The 22,334-nt window shown below is 60.2% G+C and carries 22 protein-coding genes and 4 tRNA genes; 20 read left to right on the top strand and 6 right to left on the bottom strand.

The genetic code is table 11. The features are described 5' to 3' along the window. Window positions 1–4: 4 nt before the first annotated feature. From trpA to BLP65_RS12530, 10 genes are all read left to right on the top strand, one after another. Window positions 5–820 (top strand): tryptophan synthase subunit alpha, encoded by an 816-nt coding sequence (trpA, locus tag BLP65_RS12575; RefSeq protein WP_092997733.1) that lies wholly within the window; start codon window positions 5–7, stop codon window positions 818–820. A 190-nt stretch (window positions 821–1,010) separates the two neighbouring features. Next, window positions 1,011–1,901, top strand: coding sequence for an acetyl-CoA carboxylase, carboxyltransferase subunit beta (gene accD, locus BLP65_RS12570; protein WP_092997730.1), 891 nt, complete (start codon window positions 1,011–1,013; stop codon window positions 1,899–1,901). A gap of 455 nt (window positions 1,902–2,356) precedes the next feature. Beyond that, window positions 2,357–3,628 (top strand): bifunctional tetrahydrofolate synthase/dihydrofolate synthase, encoded by a 1,272-nt coding sequence (folC, locus tag BLP65_RS12565; RefSeq protein WP_092997727.1) that lies wholly within the window; start codon window positions 2,357–2,359, stop codon window positions 3,626–3,628. A 37-nt stretch (window positions 3,629–3,665) separates the two neighbouring features. Continuing rightward, the gene (locus BLP65_RS12560; protein WP_092997724.1) at window positions 3,666–4,235 is read left to right on the top strand and encodes an SPOR domain-containing protein; all 570 of its coding nucleotides are present in this window, start codon (window positions 3,666–3,668) and stop codon (window positions 4,233–4,235) included. Between the two features lie 111 nt (window positions 4,236–4,346). Continuing rightward, window positions 4,347–4,841, top strand: a complete 495-nt coding sequence (locus BLP65_RS12555; protein WP_245688321.1) for a CvpA family protein — start codon at window positions 4,347–4,349, stop codon at window positions 4,839–4,841. Between the two features lie 51 nt (window positions 4,842–4,892). Further along, window positions 4,893–6,407, top strand: a complete 1,515-nt coding sequence (gene purF / locus BLP65_RS12550) for an amidophosphoribosyltransferase (protein ID WP_092997721.1) — start codon at window positions 4,893–4,895, stop codon at window positions 6,405–6,407. A 298-nt stretch (window positions 6,408–6,705) separates the two neighbouring features. After that, entirely contained in the window at window positions 6,706–7,893 is a 1,188-nt protein-coding gene (locus BLP65_RS12545) for an O-succinylhomoserine sulfhydrylase (protein ID WP_092997718.1), read from the top strand. A 231-nt stretch (window positions 7,894–8,124) separates the two neighbouring features. Then, entirely contained in the window at window positions 8,125–8,751 is a 627-nt protein-coding gene (locus BLP65_RS12540) for a class I SAM-dependent methyltransferase (RefSeq protein WP_092997715.1), read from the top strand. A gap of 12 nt (window positions 8,752–8,763) precedes the next feature. After that, window positions 8,764–10,005, top strand: a complete 1,242-nt coding sequence (locus BLP65_RS12535) for a glycerate kinase type-2 family protein (RefSeq protein WP_092997712.1) — start codon at window positions 8,764–8,766, stop codon at window positions 10,003–10,005. Window positions 10,006–10,508: 503 nt separating this feature from the next. Further along, window positions 10,509–11,309 (top strand): ferritin-like domain-containing protein, encoded by an 801-nt coding sequence (locus BLP65_RS12530; protein ID WP_092997709.1) that lies wholly within the window; start codon window positions 10,509–10,511, stop codon window positions 11,307–11,309. An 88-nt stretch (window positions 11,310–11,397) separates the two neighbouring features. On the opposite strand, the gene BLP65_RS12525 is transcribed toward BLP65_RS12530, so the two are convergent. The 3 genes from BLP65_RS12525 to BLP65_RS12515 form a co-directional block, all read right to left on the bottom strand. After that, window positions 11,398–12,120: a UDP-2,3-diacylglucosamine diphosphatase gene (locus BLP65_RS12525; RefSeq protein WP_092997706.1), complete on the bottom strand. Its 723-nt coding sequence runs from the start codon at window positions 12,118–12,120 to the stop codon at window positions 11,398–11,400. Further along, window positions 12,120–12,620, bottom strand: a complete 501-nt coding sequence (locus tag BLP65_RS12520) for a peptidylprolyl isomerase (protein WP_092997703.1) — start codon at window positions 12,618–12,620, stop codon at window positions 12,120–12,122. The genes BLP65_RS12525 and BLP65_RS12520 overlap by 1 nt, the downstream gene beginning before the upstream one ends. Window positions 12,621–12,722: 102 nt before the next feature. Then, window positions 12,723–13,304, bottom strand: coding sequence for a peptidylprolyl isomerase (locus tag BLP65_RS12515; protein WP_092997699.1), 582 nt, complete (start codon window positions 13,302–13,304; stop codon window positions 12,723–12,725). A gap of 635 nt (window positions 13,305–13,939) precedes the next feature. On the opposite strand from BLP65_RS12515, the gene cysS reads away from it, so the two are divergent. Both cysS and BLP65_RS12505 read left to right on the top strand, forming a co-directional pair. Beyond that, complete coding sequence (gene cysS / locus BLP65_RS12510; RefSeq protein WP_092997696.1) at window positions 13,940–15,349, top strand: cysteine--tRNA ligase; 1,410 nt, start codon at window positions 13,940–13,942, stop codon at window positions 15,347–15,349. A gap of 469 nt (window positions 15,350–15,818) precedes the next feature. Next, on the top strand, window positions 15,819–16,148 hold the full coding sequence (locus BLP65_RS12505; protein ID WP_092997693.1) for a carboxymuconolactone decarboxylase family protein: 330 nt from the start codon (window positions 15,819–15,821) through the stop codon (window positions 16,146–16,148). Between the two features lie 44 nt (window positions 16,149–16,192). Here BLP65_RS12505 and folD read toward each other — a convergent pair whose 3' ends face one another. Beyond that, entirely contained in the window at window positions 16,193–17,047 is an 855-nt protein-coding gene (gene folD / locus BLP65_RS12500; RefSeq protein WP_092997690.1) for a bifunctional methylenetetrahydrofolate dehydrogenase/methenyltetrahydrofolate cyclohydrolase FolD, read from the bottom strand. 200 nt (window positions 17,048–17,247) lie between these two features. On the opposite strand from folD, the gene BLP65_RS12495 reads away from it, so the two are divergent. The 7 genes from BLP65_RS12495 to BLP65_RS12465 all read left to right on the top strand — a co-directional run bounded on the left by BLP65_RS12495 (window position 17,248) and on the right by BLP65_RS12465 (window position 20,314). Next, window positions 17,248–17,324, top strand: a tRNA-Pro gene (locus BLP65_RS12495). Window positions 17,325–17,360: 36 nt separating this feature from the next. Then, window positions 17,361–17,437 (top strand) — tRNA-Arg (locus BLP65_RS12490). Window positions 17,438–17,463: 26 nt separating this feature from the next. After that, window positions 17,464–17,539 (top strand) — tRNA-His (locus tag BLP65_RS12485). Window positions 17,540–17,827: 288 nt separating this feature from the next. Then, on the top strand, window positions 17,828–18,490 hold the full coding sequence (locus BLP65_RS12480) for a MotA/TolQ/ExbB proton channel family protein (protein WP_092997687.1): 663 nt from the start codon (window positions 17,828–17,830) through the stop codon (window positions 18,488–18,490). Between the two features lie 22 nt (window positions 18,491–18,512). After that, window positions 18,513–18,881, top strand: coding sequence for an ExbD/TolR family protein (locus BLP65_RS12475; RefSeq protein WP_175452561.1), 369 nt, complete (start codon window positions 18,513–18,515; stop codon window positions 18,879–18,881). Next, complete coding sequence (locus BLP65_RS12470) at window positions 18,878–19,624, top strand: TonB family protein (RefSeq protein ID WP_092997682.1); 747 nt, start codon at window positions 18,878–18,880, stop codon at window positions 19,622–19,624. The genes BLP65_RS12475 and BLP65_RS12470 overlap by 4 nt, the downstream gene beginning before the upstream one ends. Window positions 19,625–19,825: 201 nt before the next feature. Then, on the top strand, window positions 19,826–20,314 hold the full coding sequence (locus tag BLP65_RS12465) for a copper chaperone PCu(A)C (RefSeq protein ID WP_092997679.1): 489 nt from the start codon (window positions 19,826–19,828) through the stop codon (window positions 20,312–20,314). Window positions 20,315–20,440: 126 nt separating this feature from the next. Here the strand turns inward: BLP65_RS12465 and BLP65_RS12460 are convergent, their stop codons facing one another. Further along, window positions 20,441–21,397 carry a sigma-54 interaction domain-containing protein gene (locus BLP65_RS12460; RefSeq protein ID WP_092997676.1) on the bottom strand — a complete coding sequence of 319 codons (957 nt, stop codon included), beginning with the start codon at window positions 21,395–21,397 and terminating at the stop codon, window positions 20,441–20,443. A 12-nt stretch (window positions 21,398–21,409) separates the two neighbouring features. Beyond that, window positions 21,410–22,117, bottom strand: coding sequence for a sulfite exporter TauE/SafE family protein (locus tag BLP65_RS12455; RefSeq protein WP_092997673.1), 708 nt, complete (start codon window positions 22,115–22,117; stop codon window positions 21,410–21,412). 122 nt (window positions 22,118–22,239) lie between these two features. Here BLP65_RS12455 and BLP65_RS12450 point away from each other — a divergent pair. Beyond that, window positions 22,240–22,315 (top strand) — tRNA-Lys (locus BLP65_RS12450). Window positions 22,316–22,334 lie beyond the last annotated feature (19 nt).

The following is a 22,334-nucleotide window of genomic DNA, read 5'->3' as shown; positions in this document are numbered from 1 at the left end:
AGCGATGAGTCGAATCGCCACCCGTTTCGCCGCTCTTCGTGAGGCCGGCCGCAAGGCGCTGATCCCGTTCGTCACCGCCGGTGATCCGAATCCCGAAGTCACCGTTCCGCTGATGCACGCCATGGTGAAAGGCGGGGCGGACATCATCGAACTGGGCGTGCCGTTTTCCGATCCGATGGCCGATGGCCCGGTTATCCAGCGCGCCAGCGAGCGTGCCCTCACGCACCACGTCAATCTGAAGGCGGTGTTCGACATGGTGCGCCGTTTCCGTGAGGACGACGCCGAGACCCCTGTGGTGCTGATGGGGTATCTGAATCCCATCGAGGTGATGGGTTATGAGGTCTTTGCCGAAGCAGCGGCCGCTGCCGGTGTGGATGGCGTATTGACGGTCGACCTGCCCCCCGAAGAGGCGGATGATTTTGTCGCTGCCGCCCGCCGGTTCGATCTCGATCCGATTTATCTGGTGGCACCCAATACCGGTGATGCCCGCATCGATCGCGTCGCCCATGTGGCCAGCGGGTTCATCTATTACGTCTCGGTAAAGGGCATCACCGGTGCGGCGAATCTCGATGCTGCAGCGGTCTCCGACAAATTGGCCGCCATCCGCGCCCACACGGATCTGCCGGTGGGTGTGGGGTTCGGCATCAAGGATGGCGCCACGGCGGCCCAAGTGGCCAAAGTCGCCGACGCGGTTATTGTTGGCAGCGCGCTGGTCGGTCGCATCGAGGCATTGGCGGATACACCGGAGCGTATTCCGGAAGCGCTTGGTGGCTTTCTCGCTGAATTGCGCGGCGCGATGGATGACGCGACCAAAAAATGAACCACAGAGGTCACAGAGGTTTATTGCGTACGCATGTTGCGAAGCCAAGGGTTGAATTCGACCTGGGTTTTTCTCGATGAACTCTCGGCAACTGCTCCATGCGTTGCTCTACCTCCTGCATCCATGCAGTCGCGTGTGCTCTGTGGCTAAATCGAAAACCATTCTCGCTGAGCGAGCGAGGGAAAAATAAATGAGTTGGCTAAAAAAATTCCTACCCTCCCAGATTCGCACCGAAGGTGGGACGAAACGAAAGAGCGTACCCGAAGGTTTGTGGGCCAAATGTCCGGGCTGCAAGTCCGTCCTTTACCGGGCCGAGCTGGAACGCAACCTGGATGTCTGTCCCAAGTGTGGTCACCACATGCGCATCGGAGCACGACGACGGCTTGAGGCGTTTCTGGACGAAGAGCCCCGGGTGGAGATTGGCGATGACCTTCATCCGGTCGATGCGCTTCGGTTCCGTGATAGCAAGAAGTACAAGGATCGGCTCTCCCAGGCACAAAAGAACACTGGTGAAACCGACGCCCTGGTGGCGATGATGGGACAGGTGAACACGATTCCCCTGGTTGCCGTGGCCTTCGAGTTCAAGTTCATGGGTGGCTCCATGGGCTCGGTGGTTGGCGAACGGTTCGTCCGGGCGGTCGATGCCTGTCTGGAGAATGAACTTCCGCTGGTCTGTTTTTCGGCCAGTGGCGGCGCCCGCATGCAGGAGGCGCTTTTCTCACTGATGCAGATGGCCAAGACCTCTGCCGCGTTGGCCCGAATGAGCAAACGGGGCCTCCCCTTCGTTTCGGTCATGACCGATCCGACCATGGGCGGGGTTTCCGCCAGCCTTGCCATGCTGGGGGATGTGAATATCGGTGAACCGGGCGCCTTGATCGGCTTTGCCGGTCCTCGCGTCATCGAACAGACCGTGCGGGAAACCCTGCCCGAAGGCTTCCAGCGGAGTGAATTTCTGCTCGAACACGGTGCCCTGGACCTGATTGTCGATCGCCGTGAAATGCGCGAGAAGATTTCCTCCATGCTCGCGATGTTTACCGACCAGCCGACGCCATTGAAGGCACTGACAGCGAATAACCACTGAGAACACAAAGGTTGTTTACGCGTCGGCTTGGCAGTAGGAGCCTGTCCGAGAATAGCGCTCGTTTCGAGCACTATCCGCCGCTGCGGGGTCCCGAATCAACGACGAACTTCCCCCTTGTCATTGCGAGGAGCCCCAGCGACGAAGTAATCTCCTGCTCCCAAAACCCCAGATTGCCGCGTCGCTGGGGCTCCTCGCAATGACAGTTTACCGGTTCGTCACTGATTCGGATTGCGGAGTGGCGGGTAGTGCTCGCAATGACAGCGGAGAGGGAACTTCAAGAGGCCAATCAGGCTTGGGCGCAGCAGGTCAGTTATTCTCGGACAGGCTCCTGGTGCCGGGTAGGCCTCCATGTTTCCGGTACTCCTATGGAACCGGAATCGAGGAATTCGGGGGTTACGTGTATTGATTTTGCCAGTGGACACTTTTTTTCCCAATCGTCTCTGTGATCCTCTGTGATGAGCCGCTCCGCACGTTTTTCCTCCCTCGATGACTGGCTGGCCTGGCAGGAGACGCTGCATCCGGCCAAGATCGAGCTGGGTCTGGAGCGCCTGGGCAGGGTCCTTGCCCGCATGGGTCGGCAAAGGGCACCATTTCCTGTCATCACCGTCGCGGGCACCAATGGCAAGGGCTCGAGCGTGGCTATGCTGGAGGCCATTCTTCGTGCCGCCGGTTACCGGGTCGGCACCTATACCTCGCCGCACCTGCTTCGCTATACCGAACGCATTCGCATCGATGGCCGCGAAATCGATGAGCCTGCTCTGTGCGATGCCTTCGAAACCGTCGACAAGGCCCGCGGCGACATCTCCCTGACCTACTTTGAATTCGGGACACTGGCTGCCTTCGATCTGTTTTTTCGCTCCGACCTCGACGTCGCCGTGCTCGAGGTGGGAATGGGGGGGCGTCTGGATGCGGTGAATGCCTGGGATCCGGACGTGGCACTGGTCACCGCAGTGGATGTGGACCATGCGGCCTGGTTGGGCAGTGATCGTGAGACCATCGGCCGGGAAAAGGCCGGTATCTTCCGCGCCGGACGACCAGCTGTCTGCAGTGATCCGCAGCCACCGTACTCTCTCATCGAGTTCGCCCGGGAGGTCGGGGCGCCGCTCTATCGTGCAGGTGATGATTACCGTTACCGGGACCACGGCGGGAACTGGTCGTGGACAGCTGCAGGGCGACGGCGGGAAGCGCTGCCGTGGCCGATCATGCGTGGTGTGTCCCAGCTTCAGAATGCGGCAGGTGTTCTGATGGCCCTGGATTGTGTTAGTGATCGGTTGCCGGTGGACCAGAGGGCGGTGCGCGAGGGGCTGCTGAGTGCCCGTGTCCGGGGCCGGTTTGAAGTGCTACCGGGTGACGTGCCGGAGATCCTGGATGTGGCGCACAATCCTCAGGCTGCCGAGGAGCTCGCTCGAAATCTGGTGCGGCTGCCTGCGCCCGGGCGTACGCTGGCCGTGTTCGCCGTATTGGCCGACAAGGATATTGCCGGCATCGTACGGCCGCTTGCGGCGTGTATCGACCATTGGTTCGTGGCCGGTCTGGGAGGGGCGCGCCCGACGGTTGCAGGGGAAACCGCCCGTCAACTGGAGGCGGCAGGCATCCGCTCCGTAGAGTGTGGGTCTTCGGTCCCATCACTTCTGATCGAGGCGCGTCGCCGCGCCGAACCGGGGGACCGGATTGTGGTTTTCGGTTCTTTCAATACGGTGGCAGAAGCTTTGGCCGAATCCGTATAATGGCCTCTAACCGGTTTTGCTCAAACAAGGTGGTGTTTTGAATCCACGAATCAAACAGCGACTGGTCGGTGCGGTCGTCCTGGTAGCTTTGGCGGTGATTTTTGTGCCAATGCTTCTGGATGGTGACGACTCCAGCATGCCCGCCTTCGGCAGCAATATCCCGCCTAAATCCGGTTATCAGTTCGAGTCGCTCGATATTCCACCCCGTCAGCCGATATCGATGGAGCCGAAAGCGGCAGTGGTTGAGAAAGAGGATGCAGCCCCGATTCTGACCGGGCCCGTGGCCGAAGTGGAACCGGAACCTCCGTTGGCTGCCGAAGAAGGGGAAGCGAAGACGGAACCGGAGCCGGAGCCGGAACCGGGAGAGGTAAAGGCCTGGGCCGTTCAAGTGGGCAGTTTCTCGAACTCGGAAAATGCTCTTCGGCTGCGTGATCGCCTTCGTGGCGAAGATTTTGACGCGTTTGTCGAACAGGTGAAGAGCAGCGGAGAAGCCATTTACCGGGTGCGGGTCGGTCCCGAGGCGAGTCGCGAGCGGGCTGAATCCCTCATGGAGCGGGTGAAAGCCAAACAGCCCGACTTGCCGGCTCTGGTGATGGGCCATCCATGAGCTTTCGCTCCATCACTCTGGTAAAATCCCCGCTTTTTCGGGACAAGGGCGTTGTGAAAGGCGAAGCGGACAGGTCAGAGGCGCATCGATGACCCGGGACAGGGCACCACAATGAGCATGAATTGGGCCGATTACAGCATTCTCGCTATCATTGCGCTGTCGCTTCTGATCAGTCTTGTGCGAGGCTTCACCAAGGAGGCTCTGTCACTGGCAGGCTGGTTGGTTGCCTTCTGGGTGGCGCTGACCTTTGCGAACAATCTGGAACCACTTTTGCAGCCTTATATCGAAGTGCCGTCGGTAAGGCTGTCCGTGGCGTTTGCCGTGCTGTTCCTGGTTACGCTGCTATTGGCGACGCTGGTGAATTTCATGGCGGTTCAGCTGGTACGCAAGACCGGGCTTTCCGGTACGGACCGATTTATCGGGGCCTTTTTCGGCATCGCACGTGGCGTAGTCGTCGTGCTCGCTCTGGTGATTTTGGCGGGGCTCACCGCACTGCCGGAAGATCCCTGGTGGAGCGCGTCGCTCCTGATCCCTTACTTCCAGGAGACGGCCATCTGGGTTCGGTATTATTTGCCGGATGAACTGGCCAACTCCATCCATTATTGAACCGTTCCTTCAGCTTGCGAGCGGAGCGGCTCACAGAGGTGACTTCAAGGCATGTGTGGAATCATCGGCATTGTCGGTAAATCGCCGGTCAATCAGGGCCTGTACGACGGCCTGACGGTGCTTCAACATCGCGGTCAGGATGCTGCAGGCATCATGACCAGTGACGGCGATCGGTTGCATCTGCGAAAGGATAACGGCCTGGTTCGCGACGTCTTTCACACGCGGCATATGCTGCGCCTGAAAGGCAACATGGGCATCGGCCATGTTCGCTACCCGACCGCGGGCTGCTCCAGCTCCGCCGAATCGCAACCGTTTTATGTCAATTCGCCCTACGGCATCTCGCTGGCCCACAACGGCAACCTCACCAACGCCGATACTCTCAAGGGCGACATGTTTCGGGAGGACCTGCGCCACATCAATACCAACTCCGATTCCGAGATCCTGCTCAACGTCTTTGCCCACGAGCTACAGCGCCAGGGCAAGCTGCGGATCGACGAGGGAGATGTGTTCGAGGCCGTTACCCGTGTTCACAAACGGGTACGCGGAGCCTACGCAGCCGTGGCCATGATCATCGGCTACGGTATTGTCGCGTTCCGGGATAAGCACGGCATACGGCCGCTGGCCATCGGCCGGCGGGAAACGCCGCAGGGGACCGAGTGGACAGTGGCCTCGGAAACCGTGGCCGTGGACGCACTCGGTTTTGAACGCGTTCGCGATCTGGAGCCGGGCGAGGCGGTCTTCATCGACGTGGACGGGAATTTCCATTCGCGTCAGTGTGCGGAGGGATCGGTTTATAGCCCCTGCATCTTCGAGTACGTCTATTTTGCCCGTCCCGACTCCATCATCGATGGCATCTCCGTTTACAAGGCGCGGCTTCGCATGGGAGAGCGGCTGGCCCGCAAGATTCTGCGCGAGTGGCCGCAGCATGACATCGATGTGGTGATTCCGATCCCCGATACCAGCCGTACCTCGGCGCTGCAGCTTTCCTACGAGCTTGGGGTGCTGTACCGGGAAGGGTTTATCAAGAACCGTTATATCGGCCGCACCTTTATCATGCCGGGCCAGAAGCAGCGCAAGAAATCGGTGCGTCAGAAGCTCAATGCAATCGGTCTGGAGTTCAGGGGCAAAAACGTGCTGCTGGTGGATGACTCCATCGTGCGGGGGACCACCTCCAAGCAGATCATCCAGATGGCCCGCGATGCGGGTGCCAACAAGGTCTACTTTGCATCCGCAGCACCGCCGGTGCGTTATCCGAACGTGTACGGCATCGATATGCCTACCACCGCCGAGTTGATCGGGCATGGCCGCGACGACAAGCAGATCGCCGAGGCCATTGGTGCCGACTGGCTGATTTATCAGGACCTGGATGATCTGATCAGTGCGGTGTTGTACAAGGATAATAAAAAGGTTCGCCAGTTCGATACTTCGGTGTTCAGCGGTGAATACCCTACCGGGGACGTGACTCCCGAATATCTGAAGCAGCTGGAGCAGTGTCGTTCCGACGGCGCCAAGGAGACGCGGGACCTTGAAGAGGGTGTAACCATCGATCTGCACAACTCGGAGTAGGGCATTGCCGGGTTGACACCTACGGGTCGCTTCCCTAATCTGCAAAAAGCGCCGATTTGAGCATCAGCTTGCGGGCGCTATAGAAATGCGGCTAAAGCGAGGCGCGAGAAGACCTGCTTTAGCACACCGGCTGAGCAGGTTTTTTTGTGCCCGCCCGCCAAGAACAGCAAAACCACATAACCACAGAGAACACGGAGAGCGCTCGGTTGGCTTCTGTATATTGTTCAGAGCAGGGACTGGTCACAGGTAGTATTTTTCCTCTGTGTTCTCCGTGGTCGATAAATCGAAGGGTCGAAGCATGACGGATTGGGATGAATACGGTTTTGAGACCCGCGCGGTGCGTGCCGGTCAGGTGCGGACTCTGGAAGGGGAGCAGAGCGAAGCGATCTTTGCCACTTCCAGCTTCACTTTTGATACGGCGGCCCAGGCTGCGGCACGTTTTTCCGGCCAGGAGTCCGGCAACATTTATTCCCGCTTTACGAACCCTACGGTGCGAACCTTCGAAGAACGGTTGGCGGCACTGGAGGGTGGGGAGCGCTGCGTTGCCACCGGCTCGGGAATGTCGGCCATTCTCTCTACCTGCATGGGTCTGCTGAAGTCGGGTGATCATATCGTTGCCTCCACGGCCCTGTTCGGCTCCACAGTCAGTCTGTTCGAGAATTACCTGAAGAAGTTCGGGATCGGCATCTCGTATGTGCCACTGACGGATCTCACTGCCTGGCAGGAGGCGATCCGGCCCGAAACCCGGCTGTTGTTCCTGGAGACGCCTTCCAATCCCCTGACCGAAGTGGCCGATGTTGAAGCGCTGGCAGCACTTGCTCACGCCAGCGAATGTAGACTGGTGGTGGACAACTGCTTCTGTACGCCCGCTCTGCAGCGCCCTCTCGAAATGGGCGCCGATATCGTCATCCACTCGGCGACCAAATATATCGATGGTCAGGGACGCTGCATCGGCGGGGCGGTGGTGGGCAGTGATGAGCTGATGGAGCCGGTATTCGGTTTTCTGCGCACGGCGGGGCCTACCATGAGTCCGTTTAATGCCTGGGTGTTTCTCAAGGGGCTGGAGACGCTTTCCCTGCGGATGAAGGCCCACAGTGAAAACGCCCTTTTGCTGGCGCGTTGGCTGGCGAAGCAACCGGCGGTTGCCCGTGTCCATTATCCCGGGTTGGTCGATCATCCCCAGCATGCCCTTGCGGCACGACAACAGAAGGCGTTTGGCGGCATTGTCGCCTTCGAAGTGGCCGGCGGACGTGAGGCGGCCTGGCGGATCATCGACAGTACCCGGATGCTGTCGATTACCGCCAATCTCGGTGATACCAAAACGACCATCACCCATCCGGCTACCACGACCCATGGCCGGCTCAGCGCCGAGCAGCGTGAGTCTGCCGGAATCAACGAGGATCTGATCCGGATTTCGGTCGGTCTGGAAGATGTTACGGATATTCAGGCGGACTTGGCGCGGGGGCTGGAAACGGCCAGGGGTTAGGAAAAAGTTGCAACAGACGCATGGCCGATAGGAGATTCGTCATCCCCGCTCAGGCGGGGATCCATTTTGAGCCATGTTGCTGTTCTCTGGATTCCCGCCTACGCGGGAATGACGGGGGAGGACGGGGAATGACGGGGGAGTGAACAGTTATGAATTTTTTGCATTTCTGCTTGGCGCAACCCGCTGTTCATGTGATCGTTGGCATTCCCGTGGGGAAAGAGAGGGGACGCAATGGACGAAGGCTTTGACCGCAAGGCGCATTGGGAGGAGGTCTATCGTTCCAAATCGGATCGGGAGGTCAGTTGGTTCCAGCCCGACCCGCGGCTTTCTCTGGAATTGATCGCGGCGACGGGCCTCGGGTGCGATGAACCGATCATCGATGTCGGCGGCGGCGCCTCGCGGCTTGTCGATATCCTGCTCTTGAACGGTTATGAGGACCTTTCGGTACTGGATGTGGCTGGTGAAGCGCTGCGCTCCAGCCAGCGGCGTCTCGGCGATCTGCAGACCCGGGTGTCGTGGTTCGAGCAGGATGTCACTTGTTTCGTGCCGCCACGCCGCTTCTCCGTTTGGCACGACCGCGCCGTTTTCCATTTTCTGACCGAGCCAGCCGATCGTGAGGCTTATCGCAGCGTCCTCGGACGGGCCGTCCGCCCCGGGGGACAGGTGATCATTGCGGCATTTGCTCCCGATGGTCCCGAGCGCTGCAGTGGGCTGGAGGTGGTGCGCTACGCTCCTGATACCCTGGCGACCGAGCTTGGGCAGGGTTTTCAGCTTCTGGAGCACCGAACAGAAGAGCACCGGACGCCGGCGGGCAAGATACAGAAGTTCAGCTATTGTAGATTCGTAAAACCCCACTGAGCGGCAAACTTCATGGACGACTTCGGGAGTGAACAGCGCCAACGGCTGCTCGCTGTCTACCGGACCACTATCGATGCGGTAGCGGGTGACCGCGTGGTACGCGATTACCTGGAGAAGGCGCCACCGGCAGCTGCCTGTGTGGTGGTCGCGATCGGCAAGGCTGCGGAGCGAATGATGAAAGGCGCCGCCGATGCCTTGGACGATCGGTTCCAAAAGGGGCTGGTCATTACGAAACATGACCATTTGGGTGCCGCCTGCGACGATCCCCGGGTGGAGTGTTTGAGCGCAGGTCATCCCGTCCCCGATGAAGCCAGTCTCCGTGCCGGGAGACGCTTGCTGGAGTTCCTCGCCGAAGTTCCCCGACGTTCGGAGTTGCTGTTTTTTGTTTCGGGTGGCACGTCCGCTTTAGTCGAAGTGCTTCCGGAAGGTGTGGGACTGGCGGAGCTTGAGCGTGCCACGGGATGGCTCCTGGGATCCGGCAAGGATATTGAAGCCGTGAATCGAGTCCGGAAAGGGCTCTCCTGTATCAAAGCGGGACGGCTTGCCCGCTATCTGGCCGTACGCCATACCCGCAACCTGATGATGTCGGATGTTCCCGGCGATGATCCGATGGTTATCGGTTCGGGGCTGCTGGTACCACATCCGCCCGAGGCACTCGAAATCGATTTCGAGATTCCCGGTTGGCTGGAAGAGCTCCTTGGTCGGGTGCCCAAGGCACCGAATCCCGCCGACCCCTGTTTCGCCCCCCTGGAAACCCGGGTGTTGATTGGTAATCGCAACGCCTGCGAAGCGGCCGCGGCCGAGGCAGCACGTGCAGGATTGGAAAGCCGGGTGGATGAGCGGGTATTTACGGGCGATGCCCTGGAGATGGGCCGCCGTTTCGGCAAACAGTTGACCGGGGCCGAACCGGGGCTCTATATCTGGGGGGGCGAAAGCACGGTCGAACTTCCCGATGATCCGGGCCGCGGCGGCCGCAATCAGGCACTGGCGTTGGCCGCGGCCACCGAACTTGCCGGTCGGAATGACGTTTTTCTGCTCGCGGCCGGAACCGACGGAACGGATGGTCCCACCAATGATGCTGGCGCCCTGGTCGATGGCGGCACCGTGCAGCGTGGTCAGGAGGAGGGGTTCGACCCCGACGAAGCCCTCCGACGCGCCGATTCGGGGTCCTTCCTCGAGGCCAGCGGTGACCTCATCCATACCGGTCCTACCGGAACCAATGTCATGGACCTGGTACTTGGTCTGAAGGTCTGAACTCCCGCTTGGCGGGCCGTGCCCGTCACTTGGCGCCTGCCGACGGCCACAGGGCAACCGCATACTTTGAAGCGAGCGATATAAGGACACTTCTACGTCATTGCGAGCCGTACCCCCTGGTTCGCAGCTCCGAATCAGTGACTAACGTTTAGCTGTCATTGCGAGGAGCCTCAGCGACGCGGCAATCCCGGGGTTGGCAGTAGAGATTACTTCGTCGCTTGGGCTCCTCGTAATGACAGCGGGGGCAAGTTCTTCAGGAGGAGCCCCGGCGACGCGGCAATCTGGTACTTGGCACTTCGAGATAGCTTCGTCGCTGAGGCTCTTCGCTATGACAAGAGGGAAGTTCGTCACTGGTTCGGCGGCGCGCAGCGACGGGTACGGCTCGTAATGACAGCAGGGACAAGGGGCCACGGAGCAGGTGGTGCTCGTTTCAAAATAGGCGGTGCCCTTTGACGGCCATGACCGCCCTGTAGCGTTCCAGCGTTCTTGGTAGACTCCACCTTATGAGTGAGACACTGTTCACCGCGGCAAAGGCCTGCCTTGATGCCTGCGAGGCCGATGAAAAAGTTGCCTGCACCCAAGCGGCAGTCGAGGCATGGCGGGCGGGTGAATTGGCCGGGGATGAGAAGAGCGTACCCGAGCCCGTTGGACAGCCGGGCCGGCCTTTGGCCCTGAAGCTGGTTTCGCCCCGCGACCTGCCCAAACGCCGGCCCACAACGCCCGAGGGCAGGGCGGTCCTTTTCCACGCCCTGGCCCACATCGAATTCAATGCCATCAATCTCGCCTGGGATGCGGCCTACCGCTTTCGGGGCATGCCCCGGGCGTTCTATGACGACTGGGTTCGGGTGGCCGGCGAGGAGGCGTATCACTTCACCCTGCTACGCGATCATTTACGTGGCTTGGGGCATGTCTATGGAGATTTCCCCGGTCACAACGGGCTGTGGGAGATGGCCGGGAAGACTGCCCATGATCCTCTGATTCGCATGGCGCTTGTCCCCCGTTGTCTGGAAGCCCGGGGGCTGGATGTCACTCCGGGTATCAAGGCCCGGTTGCTGGAGGCGGGGGATGCCGAGGGTGCGGCGCTGCTGGACATTATCCTGCGCGATGAAATCGGCCATGTGGCCATCGGCGATCACTGGTTCCGTTTCCTCTGTGCGGACCGGGACCTGGAGCCGGAATCGACCTTCCGGGCATTGATCGACGAGTATATGAAAAGCCCATTGCAGGGTCCCTTTCACCGGGAGGCGCGCCGCCAGGCGGGCTTTTCCGAAGCAGAGCTTGCCTATCTGGAGGGCTCCGGGTGAATCTTGCGTGAGGAGCACCTTACGATAGGTGCACTCGAAACTCCTTTTCCGCTACGAGTTCCTTTGCCGTTGAAGATCCAGCGTCGCATCAGGCGAACCGCTCCAATTGGCAGCCGTTTTCGTCACAGGTGAGGATCTCGGCGTGATCGCTCCAGTCGCCGAGCACGAAGCGCTCGACCGGGGTTCCGTCGAACTCGCTTTCATGTCGTGCGGGCCGGTGGGTGTGGCCGTGAATGAGGCGCTCGACCCTATGCTCGCGGAAGGCCGCGGAAACCGCCTCGGCATTGACGTCCATGATGGCGCACTCTTTGGTACCGGTTGCCTCCCGGCTTTTTTCCCGTAACTGTCGTGCCACTGCGATACGTTCTTCCGGAGTCCTGTTGAGGAAGTCGCGGATCCAGGCCGGATCGCGCAGCGTGTGCCGCATCGTTTGATAGGCAACATCGTCGGTGCAGAGCGTGTCTCCGTGCAGGAGCAGTGTCGGGGTGCCGGCAATCTTCTGCCGGGTCGGTTCTTGCAGCAATTCGCAACCGGTGGCCTGTTCAAAACCCTCCCCGAGCAGGAAATCCCGATTGCCGGGCATCACCCGCACCGTGGTTCCGGCGTCGGTGAGTTGCTTCAGCTCCGCCAGCACCTGTGCGCAGCCGGGCGGGAGCAGGTCATCACCCAGCCACACCTCGAACAGGTCACCCAGGATATACAGCGTACTCGCCTCCCGGGCCCGCTCCTGCAGAAACCGCGAGAACAGCCCGAGGGTTTCGGGCCGCTCCTCGCTCAGGTGCAGGTCGGAAATGAAGAGCGTCGATGCCATCAGGCGTCAGCGACTTCTTCCACTTTTTCGATGATCACATCGTCGACCGGCACATCCTGGTGGTGCCCCTTGTTGCCGGTTGGGACCTCTTTGATTTTATCGACTACATCCATGCCGTCGACCACCTCACCGAAAACGCAGTAACCCCAGCCCTGTGCGGAGGGTGCGCTGTGGTTGAGGAAGGTATTGTCCTTGAGGTTGATGAAGAACTGGGCCGTTGCCGAGTGGGGATCCATGGTGCGAGCCATGGCGATGGTGCCGCGTTGGTTGGGCAGACCATTATCCGCTTCGTTCTGGATCGGCTCGTGGGTCTTCTTTTCCCTCATGCCCGGCTCCATTCCGCCACCCTGGATCATGAAGCCCTCGATGACCCGGTGAAAAATGGTGCCGTCGTAGAAGCCCTCCCGGGTGTATCGCAGGAAGTTTTCGGTGGTGATCGGCGCCTTTTCCGCATTGAGCTGAAGCGTAATGGTGCCGAAATTGGTGTGCATTTTGATCACGTTTTCGATTCCTCGGTTGTCCGCAGTTCACCGCTGCGCCGCTACGACTGAATTCCAAATTTCCGGCGGCTTTGCAGTGAGTTCGTTTGCGAAAGGTTTTACTTATTGGCTTGCATGGTTGATGCGGCTGACTTTTTCGATGATGACGTTGTCTTCAGGTACATCGCGGTGACCGTTACGAATGGTTGTGGCGCTGTTTTCGATCTGTTTGACCACATCCATGCCCTCGACCACACGTCCGAATACGGTGTAGCCCCAGCCTCGCGGCGTACGGCCGGTGAAATCCAGGGGACGATTGTCGGACACGTTGATGAAAAACTGTGAGGTGGCTGAATGGGGATCGCTGGTGCGGGCCATGGCGATGGTACCGGTCTCGTTGCTCAAACCGTTGTCGGCTTCGTTGACCACGGGCGCTCGGGTTGGCTTGCGCTGCATATCGGGGGTGAAGCCACCACCCTGGATCATGAAGCCCTGAATCACCCGATGAAAGATGGTGCCGTCAAAAAAGCCGTCTTCCGCATAGCGCAGGAAGTTTTCCACTGTTTCGGGTGCCTTTTCGGGATACAGCTCCAGTACGATTTTCCCCTTGCTGGTCTCCATCTCGACCCGTGACTGGGTATCGGCAGCCGCGCTGGCTGTGGACAGGAAGGCGCATAGCAGTAAACCGGTTAGCAGTCGCTTCATTGAAGCCATCCTCGCTGTGAACGAAAACGCCCATCATATCGGCTGCGGGGAGCGGGATAAAGGCGGCTTTCGGGAGTCTGGCTAACCGCAAGCTTTTAAGCGAGCTCCACCCGCCGCTCCGTGACCCCGAACAGTGGTGAATGTCCATCGATTGCGAGCCGTACCCGCCGCTGCGCGGCTCCGAATCAATGACGAATTCTTAGCCGTCATTGCGAGGAGCCCCAGCGATGCGGCAATCTAGGGTATTGGGAGCAGGAGATTACTTCGTCGCTTAGGCTCCTCGTAATGACACGGGGGCAAGTTCTTCAGGAGGAGCCCCGGCGACGCGGCAATCCTGGGGTTGGGAGCAGGAGATTACTTCGTCGCGGGGCTCCTCGTAAGCACCAGGCGCTAAAAACACACATGTGCACCGCAGAGGCAGGAGTGTGCAGAGATTCGCCGAGGAGCTCAAGCAGGAGGACGCGCCCCCGCGGGCGTCAGGCCGCTATTGGTGATGATTCCTTGATTCGGCTACCATTCGCGGCTATGCCCGGAGTCACCCGAAAATCCGTTTCGTGCCCGGTTTGCACCGGACCGGCGTGTGGGGAAGCGGTGTGTGTAGGTGTAGTCGGTAGTCAACCCATCAGGAATCAATAATGGCGTATCAGCACGAACTCAAGGTCCACAACAATCTCACCCGCAAGAAGGAGCTGTTCGTTCCCATCGACCCCGAGCGGGTGAGAATGTACGTCTGCGGCATGACGGTGTATGACTACTGCCATATCGGACACGCCCGCGTGCTGGTGGTGTTCGATGTGATTAACCGCTATCTCCGGCACCTTTATGGTGAAGAGCAGGTGACCTACGTACGCAACATCACCGACATCGACGACAAGATCATCGCCCGGGCCAATGAAAACGGCGAGGATATCAGTGCGCTGACCGAACGCTTCATCGGGTTCATGCACGAGGACGCGAAGGCGCTCGGGGTCGAAGAACCCGATGAGGAGCCGCGTGCCACCCTCTACATGTCCCAGATCATCGACATGATCGGGACGCTGATCGAAAAGGATCATGCCTACCCGGCGGATAACGGCGATGTCTACTACGACGTCTCCAGTTTCGAGGGATACGGCCGGCTGTCGGGAAAGAACCCCGATGATCTGCGTGCCGGATCACGCGTGGAGGTCGGGGAGGCGAAGCGGGACCCGCTCGATTTTGTGCTCTGGAAGGCCGCCAAACCGGACGAGCCGGCCTGGAATTCGCCCTGGGGCAAGGGCCGGCCGGGTTGGCACATCGAGTGTTCGGCCATGTCGACCCATAGCCTGGGTGAACATTTCGACATCCATGGCGGCGGACTGGATCTGCAATTTCCCCACCACGAAAACGAGATAGCCCAGTCCGAGGGCGCCTGCGGCTGTAAATTCGTGAATTACTGGCTACACAACGGGTTTGTGCGCATCGATGACGAGAAGATGTCCAAGTCCCTGGGCAATTTCTTTACCATCCGCGAAGTGCTCAAGCAGTACGACCCGGAGGTGGTGCGCTATTTCATCCTCACCAGCCACTACCGCAGTCCTCTCAATTATTCGGACCAGCATCTGGAGAGTGCCAAGGCTGCGCTCACCACGCTCTACAACGCACTGAAGGGGCTCGATTTGCCACCCTTGGAAGCGGGGGAACCGGATGGCCATGCCGAACGCTTCTATGCGGCCATGGATGATGATTTCGGGACCTCAGAGGCGCTGGCGGTGCTGTTCGAACTGGCCCACGAGATGAACCGTTGCCGTGATTCGGAGCCGGAGCGGGCCGGTCGGTACGGTGCGCTGCTCAAGTCCCTGGCGGGTCTGCTCGGACTCTTGCAGCGGGACCCGCAGGCGTTTCTCCAGGGCGGTGCCGCAGCCGGCGGGCCCTCGGATGAGGAGATCGACAAGCTCATCGAGGAGCGCATCCTGGCGCGCCAGAACCGGGACTTTGCCACCGCCGATCGCATTCGCGATGAACTCCAGGCGCAAGGGATTGTGCTCGAAGATTCGCCCGGGGGGACCACCTGGCGCCGGGAGTAAAATGCATGGCCAGCCGGACCCCCTGCTGGGCAGGCCCGAATCAATGAAGAGCTGGTAACCACGGGGTACACGGGGACCACGGGGTAAAACAGGTTGTACCGTGCGCCCCGTGTTCCCCGTGGTTCAGAGTAATCACCTGGTAGGGTGGATAAGCGAAAGCGCATCCACCAAGCGACTCGAGAGAACGCGGACGTCATTGCGAGCCGTACCCCCTGCTGTACACGCCCGAGTCAATGAACGGGTAACCACCGAGTACAACAAGTTGGTCGGCTTTTTCCCCGTGTGCCCCGTGTACCCCGTGGTTCGAAATTCAATGGTTCATTAATCAGGAGGCGTAAACGGCCCTGCCATTGGGCCAATGGCCCGGAACGCGGTTCCTGCCACTGCTTCCGGAAGCAGTAACGAGTTCGGTCGAGGTGGGGAAGGGCGGCTAATATGAAGACTGAAATCCCTTATTCGTCCGGAGGTCATGATGTCCGAGCAAGCCCCGAAGCCCGGTTGGCATCGATCGATACAGGAGCGTCACCCCGGCTTCATCGAAGCCGTCGAGGAGTTGGGAGCTGCGGTGCGCAAGGCGGGTCCGCTGGATGACAAGGTGGCGCACCTGGTGCAGTTGAGTGCCGCTGCAGCCTTGCGCTCTGAAGGTGCTGTCCATAGCCATGCCCGGCGCGCGCTGGAGTCCGGGGCCACTCCGGACGAGGTGCGGCATGCCATCATTCTCGTCACCAGCACGATTGGTTTTCCCAACGTGGCCGCGGCCCTCAGCTGGGTCGATGACCTTATCGCCAAACGCCATTGAGCCGCTGACGAGGCTACGACCGCTTGCGGCGCTGTCTGCGTCGGTCAGGAATCCCGGCGCAGGGCAGCGTCGAAGGTGTTCTGGAGCAGAGTGGCGCGGGTCATGGGGCCGACCCCGCCCGGCACCGGTGTAATCCAGCCGGCACGCTCGCTGGCGCTGTCAAATTCCACATCGCCCACCAGCCGCCCGTCTTCCCGACGGTTGATACCCACATCCATGACCATGGCTCCGGGCTTGATCCACTCGCCCTTGATGAATCCGGCGATCCCGACCGCAGCCACCACGATATCGGCAGCGGCCAGGTGGGCCTGCAGGTCGCGTGTCTTGCTGTGACAGACGGTGACGGTACAGCGGGCCATCAGCAGTTCCAGAGCCATTGGGCGTCCGACGATGTTGGAGGCCCCGACCACGACTGCGTTTTTGCCTTCCAGCGGTTCGCCTGTGCGTTCCAGCAGGGTCATCACCCCGCGTGGCGTACAGGGGCGCAGGATGGGTATGCGCAGGGCCAGACGCCCCACATTGCAGGGGTGGAAGCCATCGACATCCTTGCGGGGGTCGATGCGTTCGATCACCGCTTCGGTATCGATATGTGCAGGCAGCGGCAGCTGGACCAGAATGCCGTCTATGGCCGCGTCGCCATTGAGATCGTCGATGAGTGCGAGCAGTTCCTCCTGTGAGGTATCTGCCGGCAGATCGTGAGAGACGGAGTTGAATCCCACCTCGTCGCAATCCTTGCGCTTGTGCGCCACGTAGACCCGGGATGCCGGATCCTCGCCCACCAGGATCACCGCCAGGCCGGGCGCTCGGCCGCCGGCCGCGAGGCGCTCGTCTACCTTCTGTTTCAGTTCACTGCGGATTGCCGCCGCGGTGGCTTTGCCATCGATGATCTGTGCGCTCATTCGCTGCCCCGTTTTGGAACGACCGTGAAAAACGCGTAATTCTCGCATGGGGCCTCACTGACGCCAAGCTGGAAGGGACCCGCTGTTCGGTTCATTCGCGATGGGAATGGGCCGAAGCATTGACGAGGGGTGACATGATGGGTATTATCGCCGGCTTTCCTCGCGCACATAACGGTTCCTGGGTCGTTTCGCGAAATACTCGGGGTATAGCGCAGTCTGGTAGCGCGCCTGCTTTGGGAGCAGGATGTCGGGGGTTCGAATCCCTCTACCCCGACCAGAACGTCCCGAAGTGGGGACAAGAGGCTCGATCAAGGCGCCCGTAGCTCAGCTGGATAGAGCATCGGCCTTCTAAGCCGAGGGTCGCAGGTTCGAGTCCTGCCGGGCGCGCCAAATGCCCGGTAGTACAAAGTACAGTGGTGGACGTAGCTCAGTTGGTAGAGCCCTGGATTGTGACTCCAGTGGTCGGGGGTTCAAGTCCCCTCGTCCACCCCATACAAGAAAGCTTAGGCATCGCCTAAGCTTTTTTTTTGCCTTTCTGCGCCTTCTCAAGATCCACTGTTGTTCTCGGCAATCCCCCGTTTTCTGTCGATGGTAATCTGCTGGAATTCTCGCGGCATATGCCGCGCCTGCCGCGTCATATGCCACACACAGCCGCCTTTTTTTCCGCAATGATAATTCTTATCAAAAGGTTACGTTTGGCATGCCTTCTGCAGGGTCACCACGATTGACCGCACTGGCGGGGTCAATCCTGTTTTACTCGTGTTTTCGGACGGTACGACCATGATGATTTCGGAGTTGTTCGCGAAGGGCGGACCAGTGGTGTGGATCCTGGCCGGCTATTCCCTGGTGGCCTTGACCATCATTGTCGAAAGGTTGATCCACTTTGCGCTGCTTGGCCGTGTCCCTACCGACTTTGGGAAGCAGGCCCGCTCGGCGCTCCATGTGGGTACGCTCGGGAAGCTGACGGCCCGGCACCGCGGCCCGGAAGTGAATGTCATGCGCGCCGTCCTCGAGGCCAGCGGCGAGGGAATCCGTGAATTGAGTCGTGTCGCAGAGCGGGTCGGCTCCCAGGAACTGCAGCGCATGGAACGGGGCTTTCGCACCCTGGCCATACTCGGCAACACCGCACCGCTGCTCGGGCTGTTTGGCACCATCACCGGCATGATCAAGGCCTTCATGGTGATTGAGGCCGCTGGAGGCCGGGTCGACGCACAGGCTCTGGCCGGCGGCATCTGGGAGGCGATGGTCACGACCGGTGTCGGGCTTGCCGTGGCCATTCCCGTCCTGCTCATTCTGCACCTGTTGGAAGGGATGGCCGATCGTCGTGCACAGTCCATGAAGGCCTGCGCTTCCCTCGTACTTGAACGGCTTCCGCATGCCCCGGAGGCGGACGAGGAGGAGGATGCGGTGCACCATCGGGACGGGGGAATCCATGCATTTTGAAGGGCGGCGGCGAGCCACTCAGATGCCCAATCTGACGCCGTTGATCGATGCCGTCTTTCTGCTGCTGGTGTTCTTCATGCTGACCTCGCATTTTGTGCGGGAAGAGGCCCTCAATATCGATCTCCCGGTGGCGGAAAGTGGCGAAGCCACCGGGGAGGATGATCAGCTGGAAGTGATCATCAATGCCCAGGGTCGCTTTCTGATGAATGATCATGTGGTCGACCCCGAGGCGCTGGAAGCTACGCTACGCCGCGCTCTGGAACAGCGTGAGAATCGCGTGGTACGGATTCGCGGAGATCGCGGCGCCGATCTCGGTTCTGCGGTGAAGGTTCTGGATACGGCACGCAAGGCCGGGGCCGAAGCAGTGGACATCGTAACCGAAACGAAATGAGACGGCGCGATGCAGGAATCTGGGTCGGAGCGTTTCTGATCTCTGCCATGGTCCACGGCAGTCTGTTCTTCAATGCCGGTACCCGCCTGGGTACGGAAGAGCCGCTTCCCAGCCAGCAACAGGCGGTGACGCGAGTCAGCTTTCGCTCCGTGGCCTCGCCTCCGCCGGAAGTACCGCCAGAAACGGTTGAAAAGCCGCCGGAGCCGGAACCCGAGCCTCCGAAGCCGGAGCCCAAGCCCGAACCTGAACCAAAGCCGGAGCCCAAGCCCGAACCAAAGCCCAAGCCCGAGCCCAAGCCAGAACCAAAGCCCGAGCCTGAACCGGAGGTTCGTCCCGAGCCGGCCGAAGCCGAGCCGCAGCCGCAACAGCCACCGTCGCCATCACAGCCGACTGCAGAAAAGGCGGTGGAACCGCCCCCGGCGGTGGCCGGGCAGTCAGTGCATGATCCGAAACTCGTCGAACGGGAGAAGAACGAATACTTTGCCCGCCTCATCGCCCGCATTGAAGCGCATAAGCATTATCCCCGCGCGGCTCGCCGCCGGGGGATTCAGGGGGAGGTGGAGGTGACCTTTTCGATCCGGGAGAGAGGTGAGATCCGGGGCCTTCACACGTCCGGCAAAAACAGCGTTCTGCAAGCGGCCGCAGAGGATGCCGTCGAAGCGGCCCTTCCGATGCCCACGCCGCCGGAAACGGTGGCGTTACCGCTCGAGGTCTCTTTCAGGATGACTTTTGCGCTTCGTTAATCGACAGGTCGAGAATGTTCGAGGAGCAGATTTATAATCGGGCTTCCTGGAAGGGGAGGCGCCGATATCGAGAGGTCTGAGCAGCGAGCCGGGCCGCACCCCAAGGCTGCAGGCCTCGGCACAATTTAGGTGAGAGAAAAACCTGTTACCGGAGCGTTCGGTGCGGGTTCGTGATTTTTTTTGACAACCGAGAAGGGAAAAATGATGAAAGTGCTCAAGACACTGATGATTCCTGCATTCCTCTGTCTGTCCGCCGCTGTACAGGCTGCTGGAAATGGGGTGATGGTTGAAGACCCATGGATTCGGGAGGCACCGCCGACTTCCAAGGCCATGGCCGGCTACATGGTGCTCCACAACCATGGTGAAAACGAGCGTGCCCTGGTGGCCGCGCAGAGCCCCGCTTACGACAATGTGATGCTGCACAGAACGATCGTCGAGGACGGGTTGGCCAAGATGGTCCATCAAATGAAAGTGACGATTCCGGCGGGCGGATCGGTTACGTTCGAGCCGAAGGGGTATCACCTGATGCTCATGAAGCCGAAACAGGCGCTGAAGGCGGGCGAAAAAGTGCCGGTAACGCTCGAGTTTGCCAATGGAGAGAAAATGGAATTGATGTACGAGGTCCGTCCCGGCGGCTCCATGGGCGGCATGAGCGGTGAAAAAATGGACCATAGCTCCATGAGCCATTAAATCCCCGTTGCATGAAAAAGGGCGCACCGTGGTGCGCCCTTTTTTGCTGGTGCGGGGGGATAATCCCGCCTCCTGCGTGATCCGATGCCCTAATGGACAGTCGCGATGCGATATCGTCCGGTAGCTTCAGCCAATCGCGTATTTCTTCAGACGATAGAGAAACGTATCGCGGGTGAGACCGACCAGACGGGCGGCCCGGCTGCGATTGCCGCGACTTTTCTCCAGCGCCTGGAGGAGCAGTGACTGCTCCAGCTGGTCGAAACGAATCCCCCCGTCCGGAAGCTCGAAACCGTTAATGCGGGTGGCGGCGGTTGTTTTATGCCGTATTTCGGCGGGAAGGTTATCCACTGTGACCTCACGCCCGCCGAAGAGGATTACCAGGCGTTCGCAGACGTTGCGCAACTCTCTGACGTTGCCGGGCCAATCGTAGGTTTCCATCGCATCGAGGGCTTCAGGCAGGAGGCGCGGCGCCTCTAACCCGTGCTGGTCGGCCAGCTGGCGGGTGAACATCGGCACCAGCCGCAGAGTGTCACCGGTGCGATGGCGAAGGGGTGGAACTTCCAGCGGTATCACGTTGAGCCGGTAATAGAGATCTTCACGGAAGCGGCCTTCCTGAACCAGCGAGTGCAGATCGCGATGAGTGGCAGCGACAATGCGGGTATTGATCTGGCGGCAGTGGGTGCTCCCCACTGCCTGGCATTCGCCGGATTCGAGAAAACGCAACAGCTTGGCCTGGATAGCCAGAGGAAGTTCGCCGATCTCGTCCAGGAACAGGGTCCCGCCTTCGGCTGCCCGCACGCGCCCAACATTTTCGTTGACCGCCCCCGTAAACGCACCTTTGCAATGGCCGAAGAGTTCGGATTCAGCGAGTCCTTCCGGCAAGGCGGCGCAGTTAATGGTCACAAATGGCGCCTCTGCCCGTCGGCTTCGGGCATGGACCGCCCGGGCCAGCAGTTCTTTTCCGGTGCCACTTTCCCCCAGGATCAAGACGGTGACGTCCGTTGCGGCGATCACTTCAGCGGAACGGATCACCGCCTGGAATTCGGGGGCATCGCCCAATAGTTCTTTTTCGAAAGAGCTCATGCCAAATCACTTTTAGTGAACAGAAAGCGAAGGTCCCAATCGGTGCAGCGGTTCTGTGAGAGCAACACTACCGATGGCGAGTGCAATCAGACTTAGACCGGCCACGCGACGAACCGCGGGTCGACGGCTTATACGGCCCAGCCATGCGGTAAGCATACCCGCGCCCATAACAGCAGGTAAAGTGCCCGCCCCGAATGCGGCCATCGCCAGCATGCCCTCGACCGGTCCCTGAGCCGCGACGGTCCAGAGCAGCATGCTGTATACGGTCCCGCACGGAAGCCAGCCCCAAATGGTTCCGTACAGCAGGGCCTGGATGGGAGAACGGACCGGTAGCATCCTGCGCCCGAGTGGCTCGAGGCGCCGCCATAGCGGGATGCCGAGTCGCTCCACCAGTGCGAATTTGGGGACCCCCCCGGCAATATACAAGCCGATACCGGTCATCAGGAGTGCGGCGAGCCCTTGCAGCAGCGCGTGCCCCCGATCGCCGAAAATACCGAGCAGACTGGCCCCAAGTCCGCCGAGTAGGGCGCCGGCTGCGGCATAGCTGAGAATGCGCCCTCCATTGTATGCGGCCAGATAGGTCAGAAGCCGGGGGCGCCGTTCACGCACATCGGCAGGGAGACTGAAGGTGAGCGCACCCATAATGCCTCCGCACATTCCGACACAGTGAAGGGTATTGAACAGGCCGACAATGAATCCGGCAATTAGGGGAAACTCCACGACTTTCCACGCATGCGGCTGAACGACTATGTTATCAAATGAAACTGCAGTGCGACTGCCTTCAATCTCGAAGTTGGGCTTGATCGCTGCCGCCGAATTTGATTAACTAGGCGACCTTCACGGGGCCGTTAGCTCAGTTGGTAGAGCAGCTGACTCTTAATCAGTAGGTCCAAGGTTCGAATCCTTGACGGCCCACCAGATTCGTATTGACCCCTCA

This window comes from Thiohalomonas denitrificans (assembly GCF_900102855.1).
Taxonomy (GTDB): Bacteria; Pseudomonadota; Gammaproteobacteria; order Thiohalomonadales; family Thiohalomonadaceae; genus Thiohalomonas; species Thiohalomonas denitrificans.
The sequence above is the reverse complement of the archived record's forward strand: the minus strand, read 5'-3'. Positions and strand labels throughout refer to the sequence as shown.

Excerpts from the sequence above, each read along its gene's own strand:
- purF (WP_092997721.1), top strand. The coding sequence starts at position 4,893 with ATGTGTGGAATCATCGGCATTGTCGGTAAATCGCCGGTCAATCAGGGC.
- BLP65_RS12480 (WP_092997687.1), top strand. The coding sequence starts at position 17,828 with ATGATGATTTCGGAGTTGTTCGCGAAGGGCGGACCAGTGGTGTGGATC.
- BLP65_RS12460 (WP_092997676.1), bottom strand. The coding sequence starts at position 21,397 with ATGAGCTCTTTCGAAAAAGAACTATTGGGCGATGCCCCCGAATTCCAG.
- BLP65_RS12545 (WP_092997718.1), top strand. The coding sequence starts at position 6,706 with ATGACGGATTGGGATGAATACGGTTTTGAGACCCGCGCGGTGCGTGCC.
- BLP65_RS12475 (WP_175452561.1), top strand. The coding sequence starts at position 18,513 with ATGCCCAATCTGACGCCGTTGATCGATGCCGTCTTTCTGCTGCTGGTG.
- BLP65_RS12535 (WP_092997712.1), top strand. The coding sequence starts at position 8,764 with ATGGACGACTTCGGGAGTGAACAGCGCCAACGGCTGCTCGCTGTCTAC.
- folD (WP_092997690.1), bottom strand. The coding sequence starts at position 17,047 with ATGAGCGCACAGATCATCGATGGCAAAGCCACCGCGGCGGCAATCCGC.
- BLP65_RS12530 (WP_092997709.1), top strand. The coding sequence starts at position 10,509 with ATGAGTGAGACACTGTTCACCGCGGCAAAGGCCTGCCTTGATGCCTGC.
- BLP65_RS12555 (WP_245688321.1), top strand. The coding sequence starts at position 4,347 with ATGAGCATGAATTGGGCCGATTACAGCATTCTCGCTATCATTGCGCTG.
- trpA (WP_092997733.1), top strand. The coding sequence starts at position 5 with ATGAGTCGAATCGCCACCCGTTTCGCCGCTCTTCGTGAGGCCGGCCGC.
- BLP65_RS12470 (WP_092997682.1), top strand. The coding sequence starts at position 18,878 with ATGAGACGGCGCGATGCAGGAATCTGGGTCGGAGCGTTTCTGATCTCT.
- BLP65_RS12505 (WP_092997693.1), top strand. The coding sequence starts at position 15,819 with ATGATGTCCGAGCAAGCCCCGAAGCCCGGTTGGCATCGATCGATACAG.
- BLP65_RS12515 (WP_092997699.1), bottom strand. The coding sequence starts at position 13,304 with ATGAAGCGACTGCTAACCGGTTTACTGCTATGCGCCTTCCTGTCCACA.
- folC (WP_092997727.1), top strand. The coding sequence starts at position 2,357 with ATGAGCCGCTCCGCACGTTTTTCCTCCCTCGATGACTGGCTGGCCTGG.
- accD (WP_092997730.1), top strand. The coding sequence starts at position 1,011 with ATGAGTTGGCTAAAAAAATTCCTACCCTCCCAGATTCGCACCGAAGGT.
- cysS (WP_092997696.1), top strand. The coding sequence starts at position 13,940 with ATGGCGTATCAGCACGAACTCAAGGTCCACAACAATCTCACCCGCAAG.
- BLP65_RS12465 (WP_092997679.1), top strand. The coding sequence starts at position 19,826 with ATGATGAAAGTGCTCAAGACACTGATGATTCCTGCATTCCTCTGTCTG.
- BLP65_RS12525 (WP_092997706.1), bottom strand. The coding sequence starts at position 12,120 with ATGGCATCGACGCTCTTCATTTCCGACCTGCACCTGAGCGAGGAGCGG.
- BLP65_RS12540 (WP_092997715.1), top strand. The coding sequence starts at position 8,125 with ATGGACGAAGGCTTTGACCGCAAGGCGCATTGGGAGGAGGTCTATCGT.